Annotated in this window: 22 protein-coding genes and 1 tRNA gene; 12 read left to right on the top strand and 11 right to left on the bottom strand. The window is 71.8% G+C overall.

Annotation, left to right across the window (positions count from 1 at the left end; translation table 11 throughout):
* The first annotated feature begins 151 nt into the window (after window positions 1–151).
* The gene (locus ABT296_RS17030) at window positions 152–769 is read left to right on the top strand and encodes a MerR family transcriptional regulator (protein WP_351928217.1); all 618 of its coding nucleotides are present in this window, start codon (window positions 152–154) and stop codon (window positions 767–769) included.
* Between the two features lie 12 nt (window positions 770–781).
* On the opposite strand, the gene ABT296_RS17025 is transcribed toward ABT296_RS17030, so the two are convergent.
* The gene (locus tag ABT296_RS17025) at window positions 782–1,582 is read right to left on the bottom strand and encodes an exodeoxyribonuclease III (protein ID WP_351927930.1); all 801 of its coding nucleotides are present in this window, start codon (window positions 1,580–1,582) and stop codon (window positions 782–784) included.
* 68 nt (window positions 1,583–1,650) lie between these two features.
* Between ABT296_RS17025 and ABT296_RS17020 the strand changes: the two genes are divergently transcribed.
* Entirely contained in the window at window positions 1,651–2,133 is a 483-nt protein-coding gene (locus ABT296_RS17020; RefSeq protein WP_351927928.1) for a GNAT family N-acetyltransferase, read from the top strand.
* A 160-nt stretch (window positions 2,134–2,293) separates the two neighbouring features.
* Here ABT296_RS17020 and ABT296_RS17015 read toward each other — a convergent pair.
* From ABT296_RS17015 to galU, 7 genes are all read right to left on the bottom strand, one after another.
* Window positions 2,294–2,367, bottom strand: a tRNA-Ala gene (locus ABT296_RS17015).
* 114 nt (window positions 2,368–2,481) lie between these two features.
* The gene (gene sepX, locus ABT296_RS17010; RefSeq protein WP_351927926.1) at window positions 2,482–3,705 is read right to left on the bottom strand and encodes a divisome protein SepX/GlpR; all 1,224 of its coding nucleotides are present in this window, start codon (window positions 3,703–3,705) and stop codon (window positions 2,482–2,484) included.
* A gap of 187 nt (window positions 3,706–3,892) precedes the next feature.
* Window positions 3,893–4,561 (bottom strand): GNAT family N-acetyltransferase, encoded by a 669-nt coding sequence (locus tag ABT296_RS17005; protein ID WP_351928215.1) that lies wholly within the window; start codon window positions 4,559–4,561, stop codon window positions 3,893–3,895.
* Complete coding sequence (locus tag ABT296_RS17000) at window positions 4,558–5,073, bottom strand: MogA/MoaB family molybdenum cofactor biosynthesis protein (RefSeq protein ID WP_351927924.1); 516 nt, start codon at window positions 5,071–5,073, stop codon at window positions 4,558–4,560. The genes ABT296_RS17005 and ABT296_RS17000 overlap by 4 nt, the downstream gene beginning before the upstream one ends.
* Window positions 5,070–5,549 (bottom strand): cyclic pyranopterin monophosphate synthase MoaC, encoded by a 480-nt coding sequence (moaC, locus tag ABT296_RS16995; RefSeq protein ID WP_351927922.1) that lies wholly within the window; start codon window positions 5,547–5,549, stop codon window positions 5,070–5,072. The genes ABT296_RS17000 and moaC overlap by 4 nt, the downstream gene beginning before the upstream one ends.
* 130 nt (window positions 5,550–5,679) lie before the next feature.
* The gene (gene glp / locus ABT296_RS16990; protein ID WP_351927920.1) at window positions 5,680–7,002 is read right to left on the bottom strand and encodes a molybdotransferase-like divisome protein Glp; all 1,323 of its coding nucleotides are present in this window, start codon (window positions 7,000–7,002) and stop codon (window positions 5,680–5,682) included.
* 5 nt (window positions 7,003–7,007) lie between these two features.
* Window positions 7,008–7,910: a UTP--glucose-1-phosphate uridylyltransferase GalU gene (gene galU / locus ABT296_RS16985; RefSeq protein WP_351927918.1), complete on the bottom strand. Its 903-nt coding sequence runs from the start codon at window positions 7,908–7,910 to the stop codon at window positions 7,008–7,010.
* 93 nt (window positions 7,911–8,003) lie between these two features.
* Here galU and ABT296_RS16980 point away from each other — a divergent pair, with 93 nt between their 5' ends.
* Window positions 8,004–8,621: a 5-formyltetrahydrofolate cyclo-ligase gene (locus ABT296_RS16980; protein WP_351927916.1), complete on the top strand. Its 618-nt coding sequence runs from the start codon at window positions 8,004–8,006 to the stop codon at window positions 8,619–8,621.
* Window positions 8,622–8,689: 68 nt separating this feature from the next.
* Here ABT296_RS16980 and ABT296_RS16975 read toward each other — a convergent pair whose 3' ends face one another.
* A complete protein-coding gene (locus tag ABT296_RS16975) occupies window positions 8,690–11,479 on the bottom strand; it encodes a penicillin acylase family protein (RefSeq protein WP_351927914.1) in 2,790 nt (929 codons plus the stop codon).
* A gap of 239 nt (window positions 11,480–11,718) precedes the next feature.
* Between ABT296_RS16975 and ABT296_RS16970 the strand changes: the two genes are divergently transcribed.
* The 6 genes from ABT296_RS16970 to mscL all read left to right on the top strand — a co-directional run bounded on the left by ABT296_RS16970 (window position 11,719) and on the right by mscL (window position 17,784).
* Window positions 11,719–13,329 carry a potassium/proton antiporter gene (locus tag ABT296_RS16970; protein ID WP_351927912.1) on the top strand — a complete coding sequence of 537 codons (1,611 nt, stop codon included), beginning with the start codon at window positions 11,719–11,721 and terminating at the stop codon, window positions 13,327–13,329.
* Window positions 13,330–13,741: 412 nt separating this feature from the next.
* Window positions 13,742–15,034, top strand: a complete 1,293-nt coding sequence (locus ABT296_RS16965; protein ID WP_351927910.1) for an MFS transporter — start codon at window positions 13,742–13,744, stop codon at window positions 15,032–15,034.
* A gap of 67 nt (window positions 15,035–15,101) precedes the next feature.
* Window positions 15,102–15,440 carry an FmdB family zinc ribbon protein gene (locus ABT296_RS16960; protein WP_351927908.1) on the top strand — a complete coding sequence of 113 codons (339 nt, stop codon included), beginning with the start codon at window positions 15,102–15,104 and terminating at the stop codon, window positions 15,438–15,440.
* 150 nt (window positions 15,441–15,590) lie between these two features.
* A complete protein-coding gene (locus tag ABT296_RS16955) occupies window positions 15,591–16,424 on the top strand; it encodes an S-methyl-5'-thioadenosine phosphorylase (RefSeq protein ID WP_351927906.1) in 834 nt (277 codons plus the stop codon).
* A gap of 154 nt (window positions 16,425–16,578) precedes the next feature.
* A complete protein-coding gene (locus ABT296_RS16950) occupies window positions 16,579–17,166 on the top strand; it encodes a hypothetical protein (RefSeq protein WP_351927904.1) in 588 nt (195 codons plus the stop codon).
* A 138-nt stretch (window positions 17,167–17,304) separates the two neighbouring features.
* Complete coding sequence (gene mscL / locus ABT296_RS16945) at window positions 17,305–17,784, top strand: large conductance mechanosensitive channel protein MscL (protein WP_351927902.1); 480 nt, start codon at window positions 17,305–17,307, stop codon at window positions 17,782–17,784.
* Window positions 17,785–17,788: 4 nt separating this feature from the next.
* On the opposite strand, the gene ABT296_RS16940 is transcribed toward mscL, so the two are convergent.
* The gene (locus ABT296_RS16940; protein ID WP_351927900.1) at window positions 17,789–17,971 is read right to left on the bottom strand and encodes a hypothetical protein; all 183 of its coding nucleotides are present in this window, start codon (window positions 17,969–17,971) and stop codon (window positions 17,789–17,791) included.
* 134 nt (window positions 17,972–18,105) lie between these two features.
* On the opposite strand from ABT296_RS16940, the gene ABT296_RS16935 reads away from it, so the two are divergent.
* The 3 genes from ABT296_RS16935 (at window position 18,106) to ABT296_RS16925 (ending at window position 21,454) form a co-directional block, all read left to right on the top strand.
* Entirely contained in the window at window positions 18,106–19,140 is a 1,035-nt protein-coding gene (locus ABT296_RS16935; RefSeq protein ID WP_351927898.1) for a P1 family peptidase, read from the top strand.
* A 192-nt stretch (window positions 19,141–19,332) separates the two neighbouring features.
* Complete coding sequence (locus ABT296_RS16930; protein WP_351927896.1) at window positions 19,333–20,550, top strand: L,D-transpeptidase; 1,218 nt, start codon at window positions 19,333–19,335, stop codon at window positions 20,548–20,550.
* Window positions 20,551–20,707: 157 nt separating this feature from the next.
* The gene (locus ABT296_RS16925; protein ID WP_351927894.1) at window positions 20,708–21,454 is read left to right on the top strand and encodes a DUF6227 family protein; all 747 of its coding nucleotides are present in this window, start codon (window positions 20,708–20,710) and stop codon (window positions 21,452–21,454) included.
* Window positions 21,455–21,561: 107 nt separating this feature from the next.
* Here the strand turns inward: ABT296_RS16925 and ABT296_RS16920 are convergent, their stop codons facing one another.
* Window positions 21,562–21,816 carry a hypothetical protein gene (locus ABT296_RS16920; protein ID WP_351927892.1) on the bottom strand — a complete coding sequence of 85 codons (255 nt, stop codon included), beginning with the start codon at window positions 21,814–21,816 and terminating at the stop codon, window positions 21,562–21,564.
* Between the last annotated feature and the right edge of the window lie 90 nt (window positions 21,817–21,906).

The following is a 21,906-nucleotide window of genomic DNA, read 5'->3' as shown; positions in this document are numbered from 1 at the left end:
ACTCTGCCAGTGAACACTGGCGCAATGGGAGGGTAGAGCAGCTCCGTACTCATGGGTAGGGGTTGGACCGAGGAAAGTTACCGGCGGTACACCATAGGCTTCCGGCGTGGCAGAAGACGCTGGACGAACCGAGGGCCCACGCGAGTACCGCATGGAGGAGCTGGCCGAGCTGGCCGGCATCACCGTGCGCACCCTGCGTTTCTACCGTGAGCGGGGGCTCATCCACCCGCCCCGCCGCGAGGGCCGTATCGCCTGGTACGACGACCGCCACCTGGCCCGGCTGCGCACCGTCTCGACGCTGCTGGAGCGCGGCCACACCCTCAGCGGCATCGCCGAACTCGCCGAGGCCCTCGACCACGGCCGGGACGTCGCCGACCTGCTCGGCGTCACCCCCACCGAGGAGGAACCGGTCCGCCTCACCCCCGAGGAACTCGCCGCCCGCTTCGAGGGCCAGGTCACCCCGGAGAACCTCGCCGCCGCCCTGGACCTCGGCTATCTGGCCACCGACGGCGGGGAGATCGTCCACATCAGCCGCCGTCTGCTGGACGTCTCCGCGGCCCTGGTCCGCGAGGGCATCCCGCTCGCCGAGGTGCTGGCCGCCGGCAAGGAGCTGCGCGCCCACGCCGACGTCCTCGCCGACCTCTTCGCCGACCTGATCCTGCGCCACGCCACCGAGGAGGACCTCCCCCGGCTGCGCCCGCTGGCCAGGAGCGTGGTGGAGGCGGAGATGTCCCTCGCCCTGGACCGCCGCCTCCGCAAGACCAACTAGCCCTGGGCGGGCCTACTCGTAGACGACCGTCACCGGCGCATGGTCCGACCACCGCTCGCCATGACTCGCGGCCCGCTCCACCAGCCCCTTGACCGCCCGGCCCGCGAGCCCCGGCGTGGCGATCTGGTAGTCGATGCGCCAACCCGAGTCATTGTCAAAGGCCCGCCCCCGGTACGACCACCAGCTGTAGGGGCCCTCGACGTCGGGGTGCAGGGCGCGCACCACGTCGACGTAGCCGCCGTCGGCGGGGTCGAGGACCTGGCCGAGCCAGGCGCGCTCCTCGGGCAGGAAGCCGGAGTTCTTGGCGTTGGCGCGCCAGTTCTTCAGGTCGGCGTTGCGGTGCGCGATGTTCCAGTCGCCGCAGACCACGACCTCGCGGCCGTCGGCGGCGGCGCGCTCGCGCAGCTCCTTGAGGTAGGAGAGGAACTCGCCCATGAAGCGGACCTTCTCGTCCTGGCGCTCGGTGCCGACCTCCCCGGAGGGCAGGTACAGCGAGGCGACCGTCACACCCGGCAGATCGGCCTCGACGTACCGGCCGCTCGTGTCGAACTCGGCCGACCCGAACCCGACCCGCACCCGGTCGGGCTCGCGACGGGTGTAGAGGGAGACGCCCGCCCGCCCCTTCGCGGCGGCGGGGGCGTGCACGACGTGCCAGCCCTCGGGCGCGCGCACGGTCTCGGGCAGCTGTCCGGGCTCGGCGCGCACCTCCTGGAGGCACAGCACATCGGCGGAGGTCCCGGCCAGCCACTCCACGAAGCCCTTCTTCGCGGCGGCACGCAGCCCGTTCACATTCACGGAGGTCACAGTGAGCACCCCGGCACGATACCGGCACACTGGACGTAGTCCAGATTCCGACCACTTACGAATGTACGGTTTGCCGCATGAACATACGTCGCGTCTCCTTCGACCACCCCGACGCCGTCAAGCTCAACGACGCGGTCCAGGCCGAGTACGGCGTCCGCTACGGCGACGGCGGCGACGCCACCCACATGGACCCGGCCCACTTCGAACCGCCGAACGGCGTCTACCTGATCGTCTACGACGAGGACGGCACACCGGTCGCCTCGGGCGGCTGGCGCGCGCAGGACGTGAACGACGAGGGCAACCTCGACGGGGACGCGGAGCTGAAGCGGATGTACGTGATCGACGACATGCGCGGCCGCGGTCTCGCCCGGCGCGTGCTCGCCGCCCTGGAGGAGGACGCCCGCGCGGCGGGCCGGGTGCGCATGGTGCTGGAGACGGGCGCCAAGCAGCCGGAGGCGGTCGCCCTGTACGAGTCCAGCGGCTACGAGCCGTGCGCGAAGTTCGGCTACTACCGCTTCCACGAACTGAGCCTGTGTTACGCCAAGCCGCTCAACCCCTGAGCGGGCCCACGCCCCCGGCCGGCCGTCACGGGGTCAGCCGCCGGTCGGGGCGGGGGTGCTGAGTGGTCGACAGCACATCCGCACACCATGGGCGGCACATCCGCGGCATACAAAAAAGAGATCCCGTCCGATCTGACGATCGGACGGGATCTCGCTGCGGTGGACCTGTGGGGATTTGAACCCCAGACCCCCTCGATGCGAACGAGGTGCGCTACCAGACTGCGCCACAGGCCCTTGCAACGAGTGAAACTCTAGCATCCCGATCCGCCCGCTTGGAAATCCGTTCCGGGAACGCGCCCGGTCCGGCGCAGGTGGGACGCCCGGGCCCGCGGATCACGCGGGCCCCGCCTACTCGTTGGCGGCCCGCGGCCGCCCGCCGTCCTCGTACTGGTCGAAGAGCGGGGTGCGCCCGCGTTCGCGGGCCCGGCGGGCGGAGGCGGCCCGGCGGGCGTCGCTGCGCCCGCCGCCGTCGGCCTTCTCCTCGCCCTCGGCGGGCTCCGGGTGTTCGGCCGGGGCCGCCGGGGGCTCGGCCGTCTCCTGCTCCGGCGTCACCGTGCTGGACCGCGCCGAACTCCACGCGTCCGGGGCGCCGAGGTCCACGTCGGCGGTGGCCCTGGGGGCGACCGGCGCGGTCACGTACGTCGGCAGCGGGACCGGCACCGGGTCCCAGCTCTCGCCCTGGCCGGGCCGCCGCTGGCGCTCACGCTGCTGGTCGACCCACTCGGCGTGGTCGGTCTGTTCGACGAGCGCCCGCCGGTCGGCGGCGAGCGCGAGGAGTCCGGGGTCGGTCTGTGGTCCGGATCCTTCGTCGGGCTCCTCGGCGTCCGCGCCGGAGTCGGCGGGCACGCGTCGGCGCGGCTGGCGGGTCTGTTCCCTCAGCCGCTGCGCGGCGGCCTCGGCCTGGCGGCGGTCCATCTGGTACGCGAACCGGCGGCGCTCCTGGGTGCGCAGGTAGGCGATGTACGCGCTGAGCAGCACGGCGGGCACGCCGGGCGCCCACAGGAAGGTGAGCCCTCCGACGGCGGCGACGACGGCGCCGGAGGTGAACGCGAGGAACAGCATCACCGTGGTGCGCCGACGGCGCGCGAGCACCTTCGTGCGCCGGGCGCGCGCGGCGGCGGCTTCCGAGGCGGGGGTGGGCCGTGCGCGCCGTGCGGAGGGCACGGGCTTCTGCGCCGGCTGCGCCTTCGGCTGCTTCTGTGCGCGGGCCGGTTCGGGCCGTTCGGGTTCGGGCCGGGCTCCTTCCGGCTCCGGTTCCTCCGCCCGGGCCGGCACCGCCGCCTGCGCCTGCGGGCGGGTCGGGGGCATGGCGAAGGCCCGGACGTCCACCGATGCGGTGACGTCGTCCGGGTCGACGGCGCTGGGCTCCTCCTCGTCGGCGGAGCGCGCCCGCAGGTCCTTGGCGTACCGGCGCTCCATGCCCGCCCGTCCGGACAGCAACCGGATGGCTGTGCTGAAGCGTTCCGTCGGACGGGCCTCGTTCAGCTCGTCCTGCCTACGGAGCCACATCGGCACCAAGTAGGCGGCCCAGGCCCCGACAATGACTGCGTAGATGAGGCCGCTGCTGCTCACGCCTCACACGGTAGAGGGGTTTGTGTGAGGCCATCTGCCAATTGAGCCGGTGTGTCGCACGATCTGGCTGATATTTCGAAATTTTTTTGTGATCGATCCGATCAGCCGACCGCAGCGGACGGGAAATTCAGGCCCCCGAGACGATCGCTGCTCGATCAATTTCGAACATTTATTCAATTACCGTGGGCTATCCGGGATTCCCCTGCGTGTTCTGCGGGTTCCTCGGTCCGTCGGGCGAGGAGCCGTGCGCGCGGGCCCGGTGCCAGCGGCCGAGCAGTCCGTCGGGGACCTCTTCCGCGGTGAGCGCGAACACCAGATGGTCGCGCCAGGCGCCGTCGATGTGGAGATAACGGGGCCGCAGCCCCTCCTCGCGGAATCCGAGTTTCTCCACCACGCGGCGGCTGGGCCCGTTCTCCGGGCGAATGCAGACCTCGATGCGGTGCAGTCCGACCCGCCGGAAGCAGTGGTCCACGGCCATCGCCACGGCCGTGGGCATCACCCCGCGGCCGGCCACCGACTGGTCCACCCAGTAGCCGACGTGCCCCGAGCACATCGAACCCCAGGTGATCCCGGCGACCGTCAACTGGCCGACCAGCCGCCCCTGGTACTCGATGACGAAGGGCAGCATGCGGCCCGCGTTGGCCTCGGCCCGCAGGTGCCGCACCATCTGACGGTAGGTCGGCCGGTGCGTGATGGGACCGCTGGGCGTGGGCGGCGGGATGGTGGCCTCCCAGGGGCGCAGCCAGTCCCGGTTGCGCCGGTTGACCTCGCGCCAGGCCCGTTGGTCGCGCAGCCTTATCGGACGCAGGACGACGTCTCCGTCCGCGAGGACGACCGGCCAGGACGGGCTGTTCAGCTCGCACCCCCGGTGCCCGCTCCGGGTCTGGGGTGGTCCCCGCCACGGATCTGGTCGACGGCGTGCGCCAGCAGGGGCCCGAGGACGGCGAGCCCGTCCTTCACCCCGCCCGTGGAGCCCGGCAGGTTGACGATCAGGGTGGCTCCGGCCACCCCGGCCAGGCCCCGCGAGAGGGCGGCGGTCGGCACCTTCTCGCGTCCGAAGGCCCGGATGGCCTCCGCGATGCCCGGCACCTCGTGGTCGATCACCGCGCGGGTCGCCTCGGGGGTGCGGTCGGTGGGAGAGACGCCCGTGCCGCCGGTGGTGACGACCACGTCGTACCCGGCGTCGACGGCGGCGCGCAGCGCGGCCTCGACGGGGTCGCCGTCGGGCACGACCCGCGGTCCCTCGACCGTGAAGCCGAGACCGGTCAGCCCCGCGGCGACCAGCGGTCCGCCCTTGTCCTCGTAGACCCCGGCGGCGGCGCGGTTGGAGGCGGTCACGACGAGCGCGCGGCGGGTCCCGGCGCTCATGCCCGGCTCCAGTCGCCGGACTTGCCGCCGGTCTTCTCCTCCACGCGTACGTCCGTGATGACCGCTCCCTTGTCGACCGCCTTGACCATGTCGATCACGGTGAGCGCGGCGACGGAGACCGCGGTGAGGGCCTCCATCTCGACGCCCGTGCGGTCCGTTGTCCTCACCGTGGCGAGGATCTCCACGGCGTCGTCCGCGACCGACAGGTCCAGTTTCACCCCGGAGACCGCCAGGGGGTGGCACAGCGGGATCAGGTCCGGGGTGCGCTTGGCGCCCATGATGCCCGCGATCCGCGCGGTGGCCAGGGCGTCGCCCTTGGGGACGCCCTCGCCGCGCAGCAGCTCGACCACCCGGGGCGAGACCAGGACGCGCCCGCTCGCGCGTGCGGTGCGCGCGGTGATGTCCTTGCCGGATACGTCGACCATGCGGGCGGCGCCCGCCTCGTCGATGTGCGTCAGTCGGTCCTGCGTACTCATGCTGTGCGGCGCTCCCGGTCCGGGCCCTCGGCGGTGCGGCGCCAGGGCCTGTCTGTGCGCGACACGGTACCGCCAAGTCGGGGCGCGCACCGGCTCGGGACGGGCCCGCCGCCGGCCGCCGTGCGGGCGCTCAGCCGAGCAGGACGACCTCGACCTCGGCGCCGGGCTCCACGGACTCGGTGTCCTCGGGGACGACGATCAGCGCGTCGGCGTGCGCGAGGGCGGCGACCAGGTGCGATCCGGCTCCGCCGACCGGCCTCACCGTGCCGTCGGCGTGGGAGGCGCGCAGGAACTGGCGGCGGCCCTTGGGCGAGGTCAGCGCCTTGTCGGCGGTGAGGCGCGCGGTGGTGCGCGGCCGGTGGACGTCCTTGAGGCCCATGAGGGTGCGGATCGCGGGCCGCACGAACAGTTCGAAGGAGACGTACGACGACACCGGGTTGCCGGGCAGGGCCAGCAGCGGGGTGTGGTCGGGGCCGATGGAGCCGAAGCCCTGGGGCTTGCCGGGCTGCATGGCGAGCTTGCGGAAGTCGATGCCGCTGCCCGCCTCGTCCTCGTCCGCGACGGACTCCAGGGCCTCCTTGACCACGTCGTACGCGCCGACGCTGACCCCGCCGGTGGTGACCATGAGGTCGGCGCGCACCAGTTGGTCGTCGATGGTGGAGCGGAGGATCTCGGCGTCGTCGGCGACGGCGCCCACGCGGTAGGCGATGGCGCCGGCGTCCCGGGCGGCCGCGGTGAGGGCGAAGCTGTTGGAGTCGTAGATCTGGCCGTCGCGCAACTGTTCGTCGGGCTGGACGAGTTCGCTGCCGGTGGACATCACGACCACGCGCGGGCGCGGGCGTACGCGTACGGTGCCGCGGCCGATCGCGGCGAGCAGGGCGATCTGCGGCGGGCCGAGCACGGTGCCGGCCTCCAGGGCCCGGTCACCCGCCCGTACGTCGCTGCCCTTGGCGCGTACGTGCGCGCGGGCCTCGGCGGGCCGGTACACATGGACGTGCCCGGAGGCCGACTCGGGGGCGAGGCTGCGAGCCCGCATCCCGGTCACCGGGCCCTCGCCGAGCCCGCCGTCGGTCCACTCCACCGGGACGACCGTCTCGGCGCCGGGCGGCAGCGGCGCGCCCGTCATGATGCGGGCGGCCTGCCCGGGCCCCACCTGGAGCAGCTGCGCCTGGCCCGCCGCGACGTCCCCGACGACCTCCAGGACCGCCGGGTACTCCTCGCTCGCGCCCGCGACGTCGGCGACCCGTACCGCGTACCCGTCCATGGAGCTGTTGTCGAACGGCGGCAGGGAGAGGGGCACCGTGATGTCGTCGACGAGGACACAGCCCTGGGCGTCGAGCAGTTGGAGCTCGATGGGTTCCAGGGGGCGGACGGTCGCGAGGATGTCCTCCAGGTGCTCGTCCACCGACCAGAGGTGGTCCTGGCCGGCGGTGCGGGGCGCGGCGCTGCTCAAAGTGGCTACATCTCCTCGGCTACGTAACTGCGAAGCCAGGTCCGGAAGTCCGGGCCCAGGTCCTCACGTTCGCATGCGAGTCGGACAATGGCACGCAGGTAGTCGCCGCGGTCGCCGGTGTCATAGCGGCGCCCCTTGAAGACGACGCCGTGCACGGGGCCGCCGACCTTCTCGTCGGCCGCGAGCTGCTGGAGGGCGTCGGTGAGCTGGATCTCGCCGCCGCGGCCGGGCTCGGTCTGGCGCAGTATGTCGAAGATGTGCGGGTCGAGGACGTAGCGGCCGATGACGGCGTAGTGGGACGGGGCGTCCACCGCGTCGGGCTTCTCGACCAGGCCGGTCACCTTGACGACGTCGCCGTCGTCGGTGGGCTCCACGGCCGCGCAGCCGTAGAGGTGGATCTGCTCGGGGGCGACCTCCATGAGCGCGATGACGCTGCCGCCGTGCTGCTCCTGGATCTCCACCATCCGCTTGAGCAGCGGGTCGCGGGGGTCGATGAGGTCGTCGCCGAGGAGCACGGCGAAGGGCTCCTGGCCGACGTGCGGGGCGGCGCAGAGCACCGCGTGGCCGAGTCCCTTGGGGTCGCCCTGGCGCACGTAGTGCATGGTGGCGAGGTCGCTGGACTCCTGGACCTTGGCGAGCCGTGCGGCGTCGCCCTTCTTCTGCAGCGCGGACTCGAGTTCGTAGTTGCGGTCGAAATGGTCCTCAAGAGGGCGCTTGTTGCGGCCCGTGATCATGAGGACGTCGTCGAGGCCCGCGGAGACGGCCTCCTCGACCACGTACTGGATCGCCGGCTTGTCGACGACCGGCAGCATCTCCTTGGGAGTGGCCTTGGTGGCGGGAAGGAACCGGGTGCCGAGGCCTGCTGCGGGGATGACAGCCTTGCTGATCCGAGGGTGCGACTGAGTCATGCCCGCAACCTTATCCGGTGCCTTTGTAGGGAATCTGTGGCTCCGGTTAATTGGCTCTCATATGAGCGTATTGAAAGGGTACGGGTACGACCATTGAGTCAGATCGGACGTCCGGCAGAGCCTGACAAGCGAACGTTGCGGCGGGACTTCCTCGCGGTGAGAAACAGGTTGACCGCCGATGACGTGCACGGATCCGCCGTCCGACTGGCGGAGCACGCGCTGGGGCTGCCGGAGCTGACCGACGCGCGCACGGTGGCAGCCTACGTTGCCGTCGGGAGTGAACCGGGCACCCTCGCGCTGCTGGACGCGCTGCGCGCGCGGGGCGTGCGGGTCCTGCTGCCGGTGCTCCTGCCCGACAACGACCTCGACTGGGGCGCGTACTCGGGCGAGCGCTCCCTCGTCCCGGTCCGGCACGGCGGACGGATGGAACTCCTCGAACCCGCCGGGGAACGCCTCGGCCCGGACGCCGTCACGACCGCGGACGCCGTGCTGCTGCCCGGACTGGCGGTCGACCACCGCGGGATGCGCCTGGGGCGCGGCGGCGGCTCCTACGACCGCGTGCTCGCCCGTCTGGAACGCGCGGACGCGCACCCCGCGCTGGTGGTGCTGCTCTACGACGGGGAGGTCGTCGCGCGCGTCCCGGCCGAGGCCCACGACCGGCCGGTGCGGGCCGTGGTGACCCCCTCGGGCGTGCGCCGCTTCCCGGCCTGAGCGCGAAGGGGCCCTCCACGCGCGCGCGTGGAGGGCCCCTTCGGCCGGGTGCCGCCGTGGTCAGCGGTTCACGGCTCCAGCACCAGGGTGTCGCTCGTGCTCTTGTCGACGGCGTCCTTCGAGAAGGACCAGTCGAGCAGTTCGCCGTCGGCCCACGCGTCGGTCTGGTCGGTGTAGTGGGCGTTGTAGGCGTGCCCGGAGGCGCCGGTGAGGTTGATCCACTTCGACTTGTCGAGGTCGCCGAGGTTGACCACCATCCGCATCGACGGCACCCAGATGACGCCGTAGCCGCCCGCCGCGTTCCAGCCCGTGGCGTTCACGGTGGCCTCGCCGCCGCTGAGCTTCCAGGGGCCGCGGTTGAGGACGTACTGGAGGAATCCGGGGCCCTCGGTGCCGAGGGTCTGGTTCTTCAGGAACAGGCGGTGCAGCCGGCCCCAGCTCCAGGTGTCGATGTCCTTGCCGAGCTTGGCGGTCAGCTCCCAGCGGGCGTCGATCAGGGCGCGCTCGAACAGCTGGTCGCGGTTGTCGGCCTTGGGCCGGGTGCCGGACGACGGGGTCTGCCACCAGTCGCTGTCCTCGTCGGCCATCAGGTTGCGCACCACCTCGAACCAGCGGTCGCCGCCGTCCGGCTGCGCCTGGTCGGCGTCGCGCCGGCCGCACTCGCGGACCTTCTCCGCCTCGTCGGCCGGGCCGGTGGTGCTGACCGGGTCCACCCACAGGCACTGGCCCTTGACCCGCAGCTCCTTGGGCAGCTTGTTGCCGAAGGCCAGCTTCAGGATGTTGCGCCAGACCGAGTTGAAGTAGGCGGCGGCCGCCGAGTCGGCGTCCTGGGTGTAGTCCCAGCCCTCCAGGAGCTTCTGGGCCTCACGGACGTCGGGGTCGTCGATGTCGATCTTCAGCAGCTTGGGCACCAGCAGCTTGGCGATCTCGCTGCTGTTGTCGAGCTGCATCTGGCGCATGTCGTCGGTGGAGACCTTGCCGCCGTCGTCGATCTTCGACTTGATCAGGTCGGTGATGCGCTGGCTGCGGGTGCCGTAACCCCAGTCCGTGGTGAGCGTGTAGGGGTACTTGTCCTTGTCGATCACGGCCTGGTTGGCGGTGACGATGTACCCGCGCGCGGGGTCGTACTCGTAGGGCAGTTCGTCCTGCGGGATGTAGCCGGTCCAGCGGTACTCGGAGTTCCAGCCGGGCTGCGGGATGGAGCCGTCCACGCCCTGCGCGCGCGTGGGGATCTTGCCCGGGAGGGTGTAGCCGATGTGGTCCTGGGTGTCGGCGTAGACCAGGTTCTGCGAGGGCACCTCGAACAGGGCGGCGGCGGCCCGGAAGTCGGTCCAGTTCTCGGCCTTGTCCATGGCGAACACGGCGTCCATGGAGGTGCCCGGGTCCAGCGCGGTCCAGCGCAGCGAGATGCCGTAGCCGTCGCCGCGGTCGGGCGCCGCGGTGTCGACGGACGCCTTCCTGCCGACCTTGACCAGTTCGTCGCTGCGGTCGGAGAGCAGGGGGCCGTTGACGGTCTCGCGGACCACGATCGTCTTGGCCTCACCCCCTGCGACCTTGATCGTCTCCTCGCGGGTGGTGAACGGCTTGACCTTGCCGTCGTACTGGTAGCCGTCGCCGGTGAGCTTCTCCAGGTAGAGGTCGGTGACGTCGACGCCGGAGTTGGTCATGCCCCAGGAGATGTCCTGGTTGTGGCCGATGATCACACCGGGCAGACCGGCGAAGGTGTAGCCGGAGACGTCGAACTGGCACTTGGCGGACCGGCTCGTGCAGTGCAGGCCCATCTGGTACCAGACGGACGGCAACGACGCCGACAGGTGCGGGTCGTTGGCCAGCAGCGGCTTGCCGGTGATGGTGTGCTCGCCCGAGACGACCCAGGAGTTGGAGCCGATGCCGTTGCCGTTCACGCCGACGGCGGTCGGGAGGTCCTCGAGGACGTCGTAGAGGCCGGAGAGCTGGCTCTCCAGACCGGTGGCCCCGCTCGCGCCCGCGGTGCCGGTGCCCGAGCCGTCGCCCGCCGCGCCCGTGCCCGTGCCGGTCCCGGTGCCCGTGCCGTCGCCCGAGGAGGCGCCCTCCTGCGCGAACGCCCCGGTCAGCTCGTCGAACTGGCCCTCCTGGACGATCGCCTTGTTCCGGCCGTACGGGTAGCGCGGGTAGAGGTCCTGGATCTGCTTCGGGCCCAGCCGGCTGGTCGCCAGGGCCCGGTCGATCTCGTCCTCCATGTTGCCGCGCAGGTCCCAGGCCATCGCCTTCAGCCACGCCACCGAGTCGACCGGGGTCCACGCCTCGGGCTCGTAGTCGTTGACGAAGCCGAGGGCCGCGTACTCCAGCGACAGTTCCTCGCCGCTCCTGCCCTCCAGATAGGCGTTGACGCCCTTGGCGTACGCCTGGAGGTACTTCTTGGTGGAGGCGGACAGCTTGCTGTCGTACTCCTCCTTCGCGACCCGGTGCCAGCCCAGGGTGCGCAGGAACTCGTCGTTGTCGACCTGCCCCTCGCCGAACATCTCCGACAGCCGGCCGGAGGTCATGTGGCGGCGGACGTCCATCTCGTAGAACCGGTCCTGCGCCTGGACGTAGCCCTGCGCCATGAACAGGTCCTCGTCGGTCGAGGCGTAGATCTGCGGGATGCCGTAGCCGTCGCGCTTCACCTCGACGGGACCCGACAGACCTTCGAGGGTTATCGAACCCGTGGTCTGCGGGAAGGAGGCCCGCACCGTACTGATGGACCAGTACGCCCCGTACGCCACGCCTCCGATGATGGCCAGCACGAGGACGATGACGACAAGGCGGGCTTTGCGCCCCTTCTTCCTGCCGGACTTGCCGGGCTGCTGACCCGTGGAGGCGGTGGTGTTGGGGGGCATCGCTGTCCTTGCTGTCCTAACGCGAGCGGCAGGGCGGGCTGTCCTTTTGAATGAGCGCTGGAGCAACCATAGGCGCAGGGCCCGGCGGCACTTGACGCGGATCGGGGAACCCGCGCGCACGGACGTTCGATCATGCCCGGCGGAGTGTCAAGAAATCGTCAAGAGTTAGGTAAGGTAACGAAGTAGTTGGGTACGGAGTGCTGCCACTTCGTGTCCTATGTACGGAAGCCCGCGCGCGTGTGCGCGTGAGCCAGGGAAGGGAACGGCCGCTGACTGTCCACGACCTCAACCAGCTTCTGCTCGTCTGCTCGCTCGTCCTGCTCGTCGCGGTCGCCGCGGTCCGGATCTCCTCGCGCAGCGGGCTCCCCAGCCTGCTCGTGTACCTGGGCATCGGCATCGCCATGGGCCAGGACGGCGTCGGCGACATCAAGTTCGACAACGCCGAGCTGACGCAGGTCATCGGGTACGCGGCCCTGGTCGTGATCCTGGCCGAGGGTGGTCTGGGCACCAAGTGGAAAGAGATCAAGCCGGCCCTGCCCGCGGCCACCGCGCTGGCCCTCTTCGGTGTCGCGGTGAGCGTGGGCGTGACGGCGACGGCCGCGCACTATCTGATCGGCCTCGACTGGCGCCAGGCGCTCATCATCGGCGCCGTGGTGTCCTCCACGGACGCCGCCGCGGTCTTCTCCGTGCTGCGCAGGATCCCCCTCCCGTCACGCGTGACGGGCACCCTGGAGGCGGAGTCCGGCTTCAACGACGCCCCCGTGGTCATCCTGGTCGTGGCCTTCTCGCACTCCGGGCCCATCGAGCACTGGTACGTGCTGGTCGCCGAGATCCTGCTGGAGCTGGCCATCGGTGCCGCGATCGGCCTCGCGGTGGGCTGGCTGGGCTCGTGGGGGCTGCGGCATGTGGCGCTGCCCGCCTCCGGCCTCTACCCGATCGCCGTCATGGCCATCGCCGTCGTGGCGTACGCGGCGGGCGCCCTCGCCCACGGCAGCGGCTTCCTCGCGGTCTACCTCGCCTCGATGGTGATGGGCAACGCCCGGCTGCCGCACTGGCCGGCCACCCGCGGGTTCGCCGACGGGCTCGGCTGGCTGGCCCAGATCGGCATGTTCGTCCTGCTCGGCCTGCTGGTCACACCGCATGAGCTCGGCGACGACATCCTGCCCGCCCTCGTCATCGGCCTGGTGCTGACGATGATCGCCCGCCCGCTGAGCGTGGTGCTCTGCCTGACGCCGTTCCGGGTGCCGTGGACGGAGCAGACGCTGATGTCCTGGGCGGGGCTGCGCGGCGCCGTCCCCATCATCCTGGCGACCATCCCGATGGTCGGCGGGGTCGAGGACAGCCGCCGGATCTTCAACATCGTCTTCGTCCTGGTCGTCGTCTACACCCTGGTCCAGGGGCCGACCCTGCCCTGGCTCGCCCGCAAGCTGCGGCTCGGCGAGGACGCGGAGGCCGCGGCCGACCTCGGGATCGAGTCGGCGCCGCTGGAGCGACTGCGGGGACATCTGCTGTCGGTGGCGATCCCCCGGGGCTCGCGGATGCACGGCGTCGAGGTCAACGAGCTGCGACTGCCCGCCGGCGCCGCCGTCACCCTGGTCGTGCGCGAGGGCACGTCGTTCGTGCCGCTGCCGTCGACGGTGCTGCGGCGCGGGGACGAACTGCTCGTGGTCGCCACCGATCCGGTGCGGGACGCGGCGGAGCGGAGGCTGCGGGCCGTGGGCCGCGGCGGCAAGCTGGCCGGCTGGCTCGGCACGGACACGGCGGAGGAGGGCGTACCCCGGGGCACGCACGGCCGGCACGGGCCGGGGCGGCATGGGCATGGGCCGGGGCGTGCGGGGGGCGGTCGCTAACAGGGGGATCGGGGCGGACGCGCTGTGGGCGGGCCGCTCCGTGGGGCGGCCTCTCTGTGGGACGGCCTCTCTGTGGGACGGCCTCTCTGTGGGACGGCCTCTCTGTGGGGCGGCCTCTCTGTGGGGCGGTCGTTAAGGGGATGTTTCGTGCGGTTCACACCCCATTCATTCACAGGCACCCCGTGCCACGGTGCTCGTTTTCACAGGCAGGCAGGTTCGTGATCCCTGTACGCTGAAGGCGCACCCTGATCGAACCAACTCTGCCTGACGCAGAGCTGGCGCGACCGTATGGCGGCCGGGACGTCCTTCCCAGTAGGCACCGGTATCTACCGCAGTTCCGCGCAAGAGGACAGCTCTCGGCGCCGCCCCCTGTGCCGGGGCCGCGCTACCAGGCGGCAGAAAGGCACGGGCCGTGGAATCCACGGTCACCACCGAGCCGTCGACGACCTCGCCGGCCTCCTCCCGCCCCGGATACGGACAGCTGCTGCGCACCCGCGGCGCCTGGACGTTCCTGCTCCCCGGCTTCGCGGCGCGCCAGCCGTTCGCGATGCTCACCATCTCCATCGTGCTGCTCGTGCAGCACACCACCGGCTCCTACGGCGCCGCCGGCGCGGCCGCCGCCGTCACCGGCGTCTCCATGGCCCTGTTCGCCCCCTACAGCGGGCGCCTCGCCGACCGGTACGGGCAGCGCGCGGTCCTGATCCCCGGCGTGCTGGTGCACACGCTGGCGGGCCTGACCCTGACGGCGCTCGCCCTGGCCGACGCCCCGCTGTGGGCGCTGTTCGTGGCGGCCGTGCCGACCGGCGCCTCGGTGCCGCAGGTCGGTCCGATGGTGCGGGCCCGCTGGGGCGTGAAGCTCCAGGGCTCGCCCCTGATGCCGACCGCCGCCGCCTTCGAGTCCGTCACCGACGAGCTGACCTTCGTCCTCGGCCCGCTGCTCGCCACCGCGCTGTGCACCACCGTCGACCCGGCCGCCGGCCTGGTCACGGAGGCCGCGCTGACCCTGGTGGGCGGTCTGCTGTTCGCCGCGCAGCGCTCCACGCAGCCCTCGGTCACCGCCGACGGCCACGCGCGCGTGAAGCACGACTCCGCGCTGCGCGTCCCCGGGGTGCGCGTACTGATCGTGACCTTCCTCGGCATCGGCGCCGTCTTCGGCGGCATGCAGGTGTCGCTGGCCGCGTTCACCGAGTCGATCGGCGAACCCGGCATGAACGGCGTCCTGTACGGCGTCTTCGCCGCCGGGAACATGCTGTCCGGCATCGTGTGCGGCGCCATCGCCTGGAAGGCCGCCCCGCAGCGGCGCCTCCTGCTCGGCTACGCCGCCCTCGCGCTCGCCGCGTCCGGGCTGTGGGCCGCGCACTCGGTGCCGGTCCTGGCCGGCCTCGGCCTCCTCGTCGGCATGTGCATCGCGCCCGCCCTGATCACCGGCTACACGCTGGTGGACGGTCTGGTGCCGGCCGGCGCCCGCACCGAGGCCTTCACCTGGCTGACCGGCGCGGTGGCCCTCGGCCAGGCGGCCGCCGTGACGGTGGCCGGACAGCTGGAGGACCGCTTCTGGCAGGGCGCGGGATTCCTGGTGCCGATGGGCGGCACTCTGCTCGCCCTGGCCACCCTGGTGGCCCTGCGTTCCAGGCTCTCGGCACGCCCCCGGAGCCGTACCGTCGCGCGTGGCGTCGGTCACCGCGTGCCGGTGACGGTGGACTGAATCCCCGGAATACGTCACTATGGATCGTCGTTAGCACTCATCGAGTGAGAGTGCCAGGAGGAAGACAGTGCCGACGTACCAGTACCAGTGCACCGAGTGCGGCGAGGGCCTCGAAGCGGTGCAGAAGTTCACCGACGACGCCCTGACCGTGTGCCCCAACTGCGACGGGCGCCTCAAGAAGGTGTTCTCCGCCGTCGGCATCGTCTTCAAGGGCTCCGGCTTCTACCGCAACGACAGCCGCGGCTCCTCGTCGAGCAGCTCGCCGGCGTCCGCGTCGAAGTCGTCGGCCTCGTCCGACTCGTCGTCGTCCTCCTCGTCGGGGTCCTCGTCGACCGCTTCGTCGTCCTCCTCGGACTCGAAGCCGTCGAGCAAGGGCACCTCGACCAGCAGCACCTCGGCCGCCTGACATCCGGCTCCAGGGGACCCCGCCGTCGTACGACGGCGGGGTCCCCTGCGTTCGCCCCCGGCGGGGGCCGGACGGGGGCGGAGCCGGGGCCCGGCCAGAGGCGGAGCCGGGGCCCGGCCGGGGCTGACGGGCGCCCGCTACTGTGGCGGCATGGCGAACGCAGAGATCGGCGTAATCGGCGGCTCGGGCTTCTACTCGTTCCTCCAGGACGTGACCGAGGTCCAGGTGGACACCCCCTACGGGCCGCCCAGCGACTCCCTCTTCCTCGGTGAGATCGCCGGCCGCCGGGTCGCCTTCCTGCCCCGGCACGGGCGCGGCCACCACCTCCCGCCGCACCGGATCAACTACCGGGCCAACCTGTGGGCGCTGCGGTCGGTGGGGGTGCGCCAGGTGCTCGGGCCGTGTGCGGTGGGCGGGCTGCGCCCCGAGTACGGGCCGGGCACGCTGCTCGTCCCGGACCAGCTGGTCGACCGTACGAAGTCCCGGGCGGCGTCGTACTTCGACGGGCTGCCGCTGCCCGACGGCACCGTGCCGAACGTGGTCCACGTGTCCCTGGCCGACCCCTACTGCCCCGCCGGACGGGCCGCTGCGCTGAAGGCGGCGCGCGGACGGGACTGGGAGCCGGTGGACGGCGGCACGCTGGTCGTGATCGAGGGGCCGCGCTTCTCCACCCGTGCCGAATCGTTGTGGCACCAGGCGCAGGGCTGGTCGGTGGTGGGCATGACCGGTCATCCCGAAGCGGCGCTCGCCCGTGAGCTGGAGCTCTGCTACACGTCGATGACGCTGGTCACCGACCTCGACGCGGGCGCGGAGACCGGCGAGGGCGTCTCGCACGACGAGGTGCTGCGGGTGTTCGCGGCGAACGTGGACCGGCTGCGGGGCGTGCTGTTCGACGCGGTCGCCGCACTGCCGGCCGACGGGGAGCGGGACTGCCTGTGCACGTCCGCGCTGGGCGGGATGGACCCCGGGTTCGCGCTGCCGTAGGGCGGGCCCTTGGGGGAACCACTGGAGGGAACCTCCCCTTCGGGTGACGGAGTTGTCCACAACCCCTCGGTCGTGCACCGGGCCCGGCGGGCGGCGGCGCGAGGCCCCATCGTGGGTCTCGCAAGCCGATCCCTCGTGGCAGGTGGTGGTTCCCATGTCCTACGGTCCGACTCCTTCTCCCCTCTCATCCGTCTCGTCCTTCTCGTCACTCTCCTCCCAGGCCGCTTCCCCTCGTTCTCCCCGACCTCCGGGCACGGACGCTCCCCCGACCTGCGAGGTGCCGCATTTCGCGCCGGTGCGGGTGCGCGGCGGACGGTTCGCCCTGCACCGGCTCGTGCGGCACCGGCGGCGGGCCGTGGCCGCGGGCCTCGCCGTCACCGCCGCCGCGCTGGTGGCGGCGGGCCCCCGGGACACCGAGCGGGCACGCGGGCATCCGGCGGCGGAGGCCGGCCGTGAGCGGCGGGCCGTCGAGCTGGTGACCGCGCCGGTGCGGATCGCCGACGCGGCGACGGTCCGGTTGCTGCGGCCCGGCGACCGGGTGGACGTCATCGCGGCCGAGGACCGGGCGACGGGTGGTGACGCGCGGGTGGTCGCGCGCGGAGTGCGGGTGTCGAAGGTGCCGGAGGCCCGTGACGAGAGCGTCGACAGCGGCGCGCTCGTCGTGCTGACGGTGCCGCGTTCCCTCGCGGCACGGCTCGTGGGTGCGAGCACCACGGCGAGGCTGGCGGTGGCCCTGTGCTGAGCCGGCTGCTCCGCCTGATGCTTGACTGCGTGTCAAGTCGCCTTTTGGAGCGATGGAATTGGACAGGACGGCCCAGCCGTGACGTAGGTTGCGGAGCGGCCTGTTCCACAACTTGCGCGTGCGAGGAGAGTCCCCGAGGTGAGCGAGAAGAAGGAACCCAGCATCCTGGACGGCTTCAAGGCCTTCCTGATGCGAGGGAACGTCGTCGATCTGGCAGTAGCGGTGGTCATCGGCGCCGCCTTCACCAACATCGTCAACTCGGTGGTGAGGGGTGTCATCAACCCGCTCGTCGGAGCGATCGGGACGAAGAATCTCGACAGTTACAGCTCGTGCCTGAAGGGCCCCTGCGAGAAGGCCGCGGACGGCACGGTCACCAGTGGCGTGATGATCCTGTGGGGCTCGGTCCTCGGGGCGGCGCTCAGCTTCGTGATCACCGCGGCGGTGGTCTACTTCCTGATGGTCCTGCCGATGTCGAAGTACCTGGCCCGCCAGGAGGCCCGCCGCAAGGCGAAGGAAGGCACCCACGAGCTGATCGAGGTCACCGAGCTGGAGGTGCTCAAGGAGATCCGCGACGCGCTGGTCGCGCAGCGCGGCGGCTCAGAGCCCGGTCGGCCCTAGCTCATCAGAGGTGGTGCGGCGGCTTCTCGTCGAGGAAGCGCTTCAGGTCGGCGGCGCCGTCCCCGGTGCCGCCCGGCCGCTCGCCCCACCCGCGGTCGGTGTCGTCCGAGGACTGCTGGTCCAGCGGGTCGTCAAAGACGAGCGCGGCCTTGGGCTCGCGGGGCTCGGGGGCGGGGGCGGTGTCCATACCCCCAGGGTACGGCCCGGGGGTGGGGGCGCGGTCGGCGCTCGGAGCGCGGCTCAGCCGGCGGGCTCGGCCCGTATGCCGGGCGCGGCCCTGGCTTCGGGACACCGGACCGCCGGCGCTTGGACACTGACCCCATGACTCTTGACGCTTTGACCGACGTCGCCGGCCTGCGGGTCGGACACGCCACTCGCACCGGGGGCGGCCTGCTCACTGGCACCACGGCCGTCCTCGCCCCGGAGGGCGGTGCCGTCGCCGCGGTGGACGTGCGGGGCGGCGGCCCGGGCACCAAGGAGACCGACGCCCTCGACCCGCGCAACCTCGTGCAGAAGGTCGAGGCGATCGTCCTCACCGGGGGCAGCGCGTACGGGCTCGACGCGGCCTCCGGGGTGATGGCCTGGCTGGAGGAGCGGGGGCGCGGGGTGCGGGTCGGGCCGGATCCGGCCCATGTGGTGCCGGTGGTGCCCGCGGCGTGCGTCTTCGACCTGGGGCGGGGCGGGGACTTCGGGGCCCGGCCGGACGCGGCCACGGGACGGGCGGCGGTCGAGGCGGCCGCGGCGGGCGAACCCGGGGCTGGGGTGGCGCAGGGCTGCGTCGGCGCCGGGACGGGTGCGGTGGTCGGGGCACTGAAGGGCGGGGTCGGCACGGCGAGCGTGGTGCTCGACTCGGGGATCACCGTGGGCGCCCTGGTGGTGGCGAACGCGGCCGGCGACGTACTGGACCCGGAAACCGGCGTGCTCTACGGCGAGTTGTTCCAGGGGCGGGTGGAGTACCCCGCGGCGGAGCGGCACGAGGCGGCGCGCCGGTACCTCGCGCGGGCCGCCGAGCGGAACGCCCCTCCCCCGCTGAACACCACGCTCGCCGTGGTCGCCACGGACGCGGATCTCACCAAGGCCCAGGCCCAGAAGCTGGCCGGCACGGCACACGACGGCATCGCGCGCGCCGTACGGCCGGTGCATCTGCTCAACGACGGCGACACGGTGTTCGCGCTGGCCACCGGGGAGCGCGCGCTCGACGCGGCGAGCCCGCTCGCGCTCAACGAGATCCTCGCCGCGGGCGCGGACACGGTGACGCGGGCCATCGTGCGGGCGGTGCGCGCGGCGGAGTCCGTGGACGGTCCGGGCGGACTGTGGCCGTCGTACGGGGAGCTGTACGGGGGCGGACCGGCCTGAGCGGAGGCCGTCCCGGAAAGGTGGGGTGCGGCGGCCGTTCCGTCACATCCGTCCCGGCCGTACCGTCGATTGTCCCGGTTCTGTCACGTCCCGGCGTTCACCGCGAACGCCGGGAACCCGACCCCGCGCCGATCCCCTCTCTCTGCACGCATCGGATCGGACCACGCACATCATGCGAACGGGGAGCAGACAGTGACTACGCCGGACAAAGCAGCGCGGCGCGTGCTGGGAACCTGTGCCGCCCTGGTGGTCGGCGCCCTCACCCTCACCGCCTGCGGGGGCAGCGCCACCGCCAAGGACGACGGCAAGGGCGGCGACGGCTCGGGCCGGACGTCGGGCGCGAAGATCGTGATCTCGGCGGAGGACGGCTCGTCGGGCGCGTCGATCAACTCGACCGGGGTGAAGGTCAGCGGTGGCGAACTCACCGAAGTGACGATGACGGTGGCCGATTCGGGGCAGGCCGTGCCGGGCGCGATAGCGGCGAACGGCGCCAGCTGGAAGCCGAAGGAGCAGCTGGAGCGCGGCACGAAGTACGAGATAGCGGCGAAGGCCAAGGGGTCGGACGGGAAGACCGCGTCCGCGGACTCCACCTTCACCACGGTCAGCACCGAGAACAGCTTCATCGGCACGTACACGCCGGACGGCGGCACGACGGTGGGCGTCGGGATGCCGGTGTCGTTCACCTTCGACAAGGCGATCAGCGACAAGAAGGCCGTCCAGTCGGGCATCAAGATCACCTCCAGCAGCGGGCAGGAGGTGGCGGGCCACTGGTTCGGGGAGCAGCGGCTCGACTTCCGGCCGGAGGAGTACTGGAAGGCCGGCTCCAAGGTCACGCTGAAGATCGACCTGGACGGCGTCGAGGGTGCCAACGGTGTCTTCGGGGTGCAGCGCAAGACGGTGACCTTCACGATCGGGCGCTCGCAGGTCTCCACCGTGGACGTCAACACCCAGACCATGACGGTCGTGCGGGACGGCAAGACGCTGAAGTCGGTGCCGATCTCTGCGGGCAGCGCGGAGTTCCCGACGTACAACGGGCAGATGGTGATCTCCGAGAAGCTCAAGGAGACCCGGATGAACAGCCAGACGGTGGACCTGGCCGACGCCTACGACATCCCGGACGTGCCGCACGCGATGCGGCTGACCACCTCGGGGACCTTCCTGCACGGCAACTACTGGTACAACAAGGGCAACCCGCCGTTCGGACAGCAGGGCACCAGTCACGGCTGCGTGGGGCTCCAGGACGTGCAGGGCGCGCAGGGCGACACCACGGCGAAGTGGTTCTTCGACAATTCGCTGGTCGGAGACGTCGTGATCGTCAAGAATTCCCCCGACAAGTCGGTGGCGCCGGACAACGGGCTCAACGGCTGGAACCTGCCGTGGAGCGAGTGGACCGCTGGAAGTAGCGCCTGATCAGGGCTTTCTGACGGTTCGTCGGGCCGCGCGGGAACCAGCCGCGCGGCCGCGGCGTTTTAGGTACGTACGTTTTCTCGGTTCCCGGACACGATGTCCGACCGAGGGGCTACGGTATGCACCCACAAGGTGACATGCAGCAACGCCGGGAGAAACCTTGAGCGTTCCGTACGAGACGGCAGCGTACGAATCCCACGAGTCGCCGGAGTCTCCGGAGGAGCACCTCGCGCGACTGCTCGGCCGTGCGCTGAACTCCTTCGAGCTGCCCGACGAGGTCATATGGCGGCTCGACTGCGCGCTGGCGCACGACAGTTCGCTCCACTCCGCGCACCACAGCGCGGGACGCCACCGTGAGACGTACCGGCACACCTGGCTGCTCGCCGACGGCTCGGCGCTCACCCTGTGGGAGCTCGCGCACAACACCGCGCCGGACAGCGCGCCGCAGCACGAGGTGTACGTCGACGAGGAGGAGCTGCGGGCCGCGACCGCGCGGCTCCCCTTACCTCCGGACGCCCCCGACTTCGAGCTGCCGGTGACGGTGCAGCTCTCCCCGGTGACCGCGCCGCGCCACACCTATGTGCCGGACGACTCCGCCGACCACGCGCGCCGGCTGCTGCGCCGCGCGGAGAACGGCGACCGGCCGGGCCCGGCCACCGCGACGCTGCTGACCACGGCGTTCGCGCACCAGATCACACAGGCCTTCGGGCGCCCCTGCCGCGCGGGGCGCGCCGGGCTGGGCTTCTCGCTCTACGAGCACGCCTTCCTGCTGCGCGACGGCAGGGAGATCTCCCTGTGGGAGGTCGAACACACGGCGACGCCGGACGGACGGCACATGTGCGAGGTGTACGTCAGTGAGGACGACGCCCGGGAGGCCATGGAGCGGCGGGCGGCACGGACGCCGTAGCCTCGCCCGGCCCTAGGTGCCCGGTCCGCGGCCGCACAGCCCTCGGTGCCCGGTCCGCTGTCGCCCGGCCTTCGGTGTCCGATCCGCGGGCGCCCGGCCGCGCAGGGTCAGCGGCCGTCGCTGAGCCGTCGTACCAGGCCCGCGAACGCGTCCTGTTCGGCCGGGGTGAGCTGCACCGACTCCAGGTGCGGGACCGCCTGCCGTTGCTGCGGCAGGGCGGACAGCGCGGGGTCGGCGGGCCAACGGGCGGCGTCGGGGCGGCTGGCGCGCAGAACGCGGACCAGGCCGATCACCCAGGCAACGGTCAGCAGGGCGAGCAGGCCCACGCCCACCAGCTGGAAGATCGAGACGTCCTCAGGCATGCGGCCCAGTACACACCACACTCCGGGACTTTGACCCCGGACCGTGATGTATCTCGCAGGTGCCGTGAACCACTCACAGCTCCCCAATAG

It is taken from the genome of Streptomyces sp. NPDC000983, assembly GCF_040299205.1.
Classification (GTDB): Bacteria; Actinomycetota; Actinomycetes; order Streptomycetales; family Streptomycetaceae; genus Streptomyces.
This window is presented reverse-complemented; position numbering and strand designations above follow the sequence as displayed.

What these genes read in the sequence shown, in the direction of transcription:
- ABT296_RS17030 (WP_351928217.1), top strand. Translation starts at nt 152, where the DNA reads ATGGAGGAGCTGGCCGAGCTGGCCGGCATCACCGTGCGCACCCTGCGT.
- ABT296_RS17020 (WP_351927928.1), top strand. Translation starts at nt 1,651, where the DNA reads ATGAACATACGTCGCGTCTCCTTCGACCACCCCGACGCCGTCAAGCTC.
- ABT296_RS17000 (WP_351927924.1), bottom strand. Translation starts at nt 5,073, where the DNA reads ATGAGCGCCGGGACCCGCCGCGCGCTCGTCGTGACCGCCTCCAACCGC.
- moaC (WP_351927922.1), bottom strand. Translation starts at nt 5,549, where the DNA reads ATGAGTACGCAGGACCGACTGACGCACATCGACGAGGCGGGCGCCGCC.
- galU (WP_351927918.1), bottom strand. Translation starts at nt 7,910, where the DNA reads ATGACTCAGTCGCACCCTCGGATCAGCAAGGCTGTCATCCCCGCAGCA.
- ABT296_RS16975 (WP_351927914.1), bottom strand. Translation starts at nt 11,479, where the DNA reads ATGCCCCCCAACACCACCGCCTCCACGGGTCAGCAGCCCGGCAAGTCC.
- ABT296_RS16955 (WP_351927906.1), top strand. Translation starts at nt 15,591, where the DNA reads ATGGCGAACGCAGAGATCGGCGTAATCGGCGGCTCGGGCTTCTACTCG.
- ABT296_RS16950 (WP_351927904.1), top strand. Translation starts at nt 16,579, where the DNA reads ATGTCCTACGGTCCGACTCCTTCTCCCCTCTCATCCGTCTCGTCCTTC.
- ABT296_RS16940 (WP_351927900.1), bottom strand. Translation starts at nt 17,971, where the DNA reads ATGGACACCGCCCCCGCCCCCGAGCCCCGCGAGCCCAAGGCCGCGCTC.
- ABT296_RS16935 (WP_351927898.1), top strand. Translation starts at nt 18,106, where the DNA reads ATGACTCTTGACGCTTTGACCGACGTCGCCGGCCTGCGGGTCGGACAC.
- ABT296_RS16920 (WP_351927892.1), bottom strand. Translation starts at nt 21,816, where the DNA reads ATGCCTGAGGACGTCTCGATCTTCCAGCTGGTGGGCGTGGGCCTGCTC.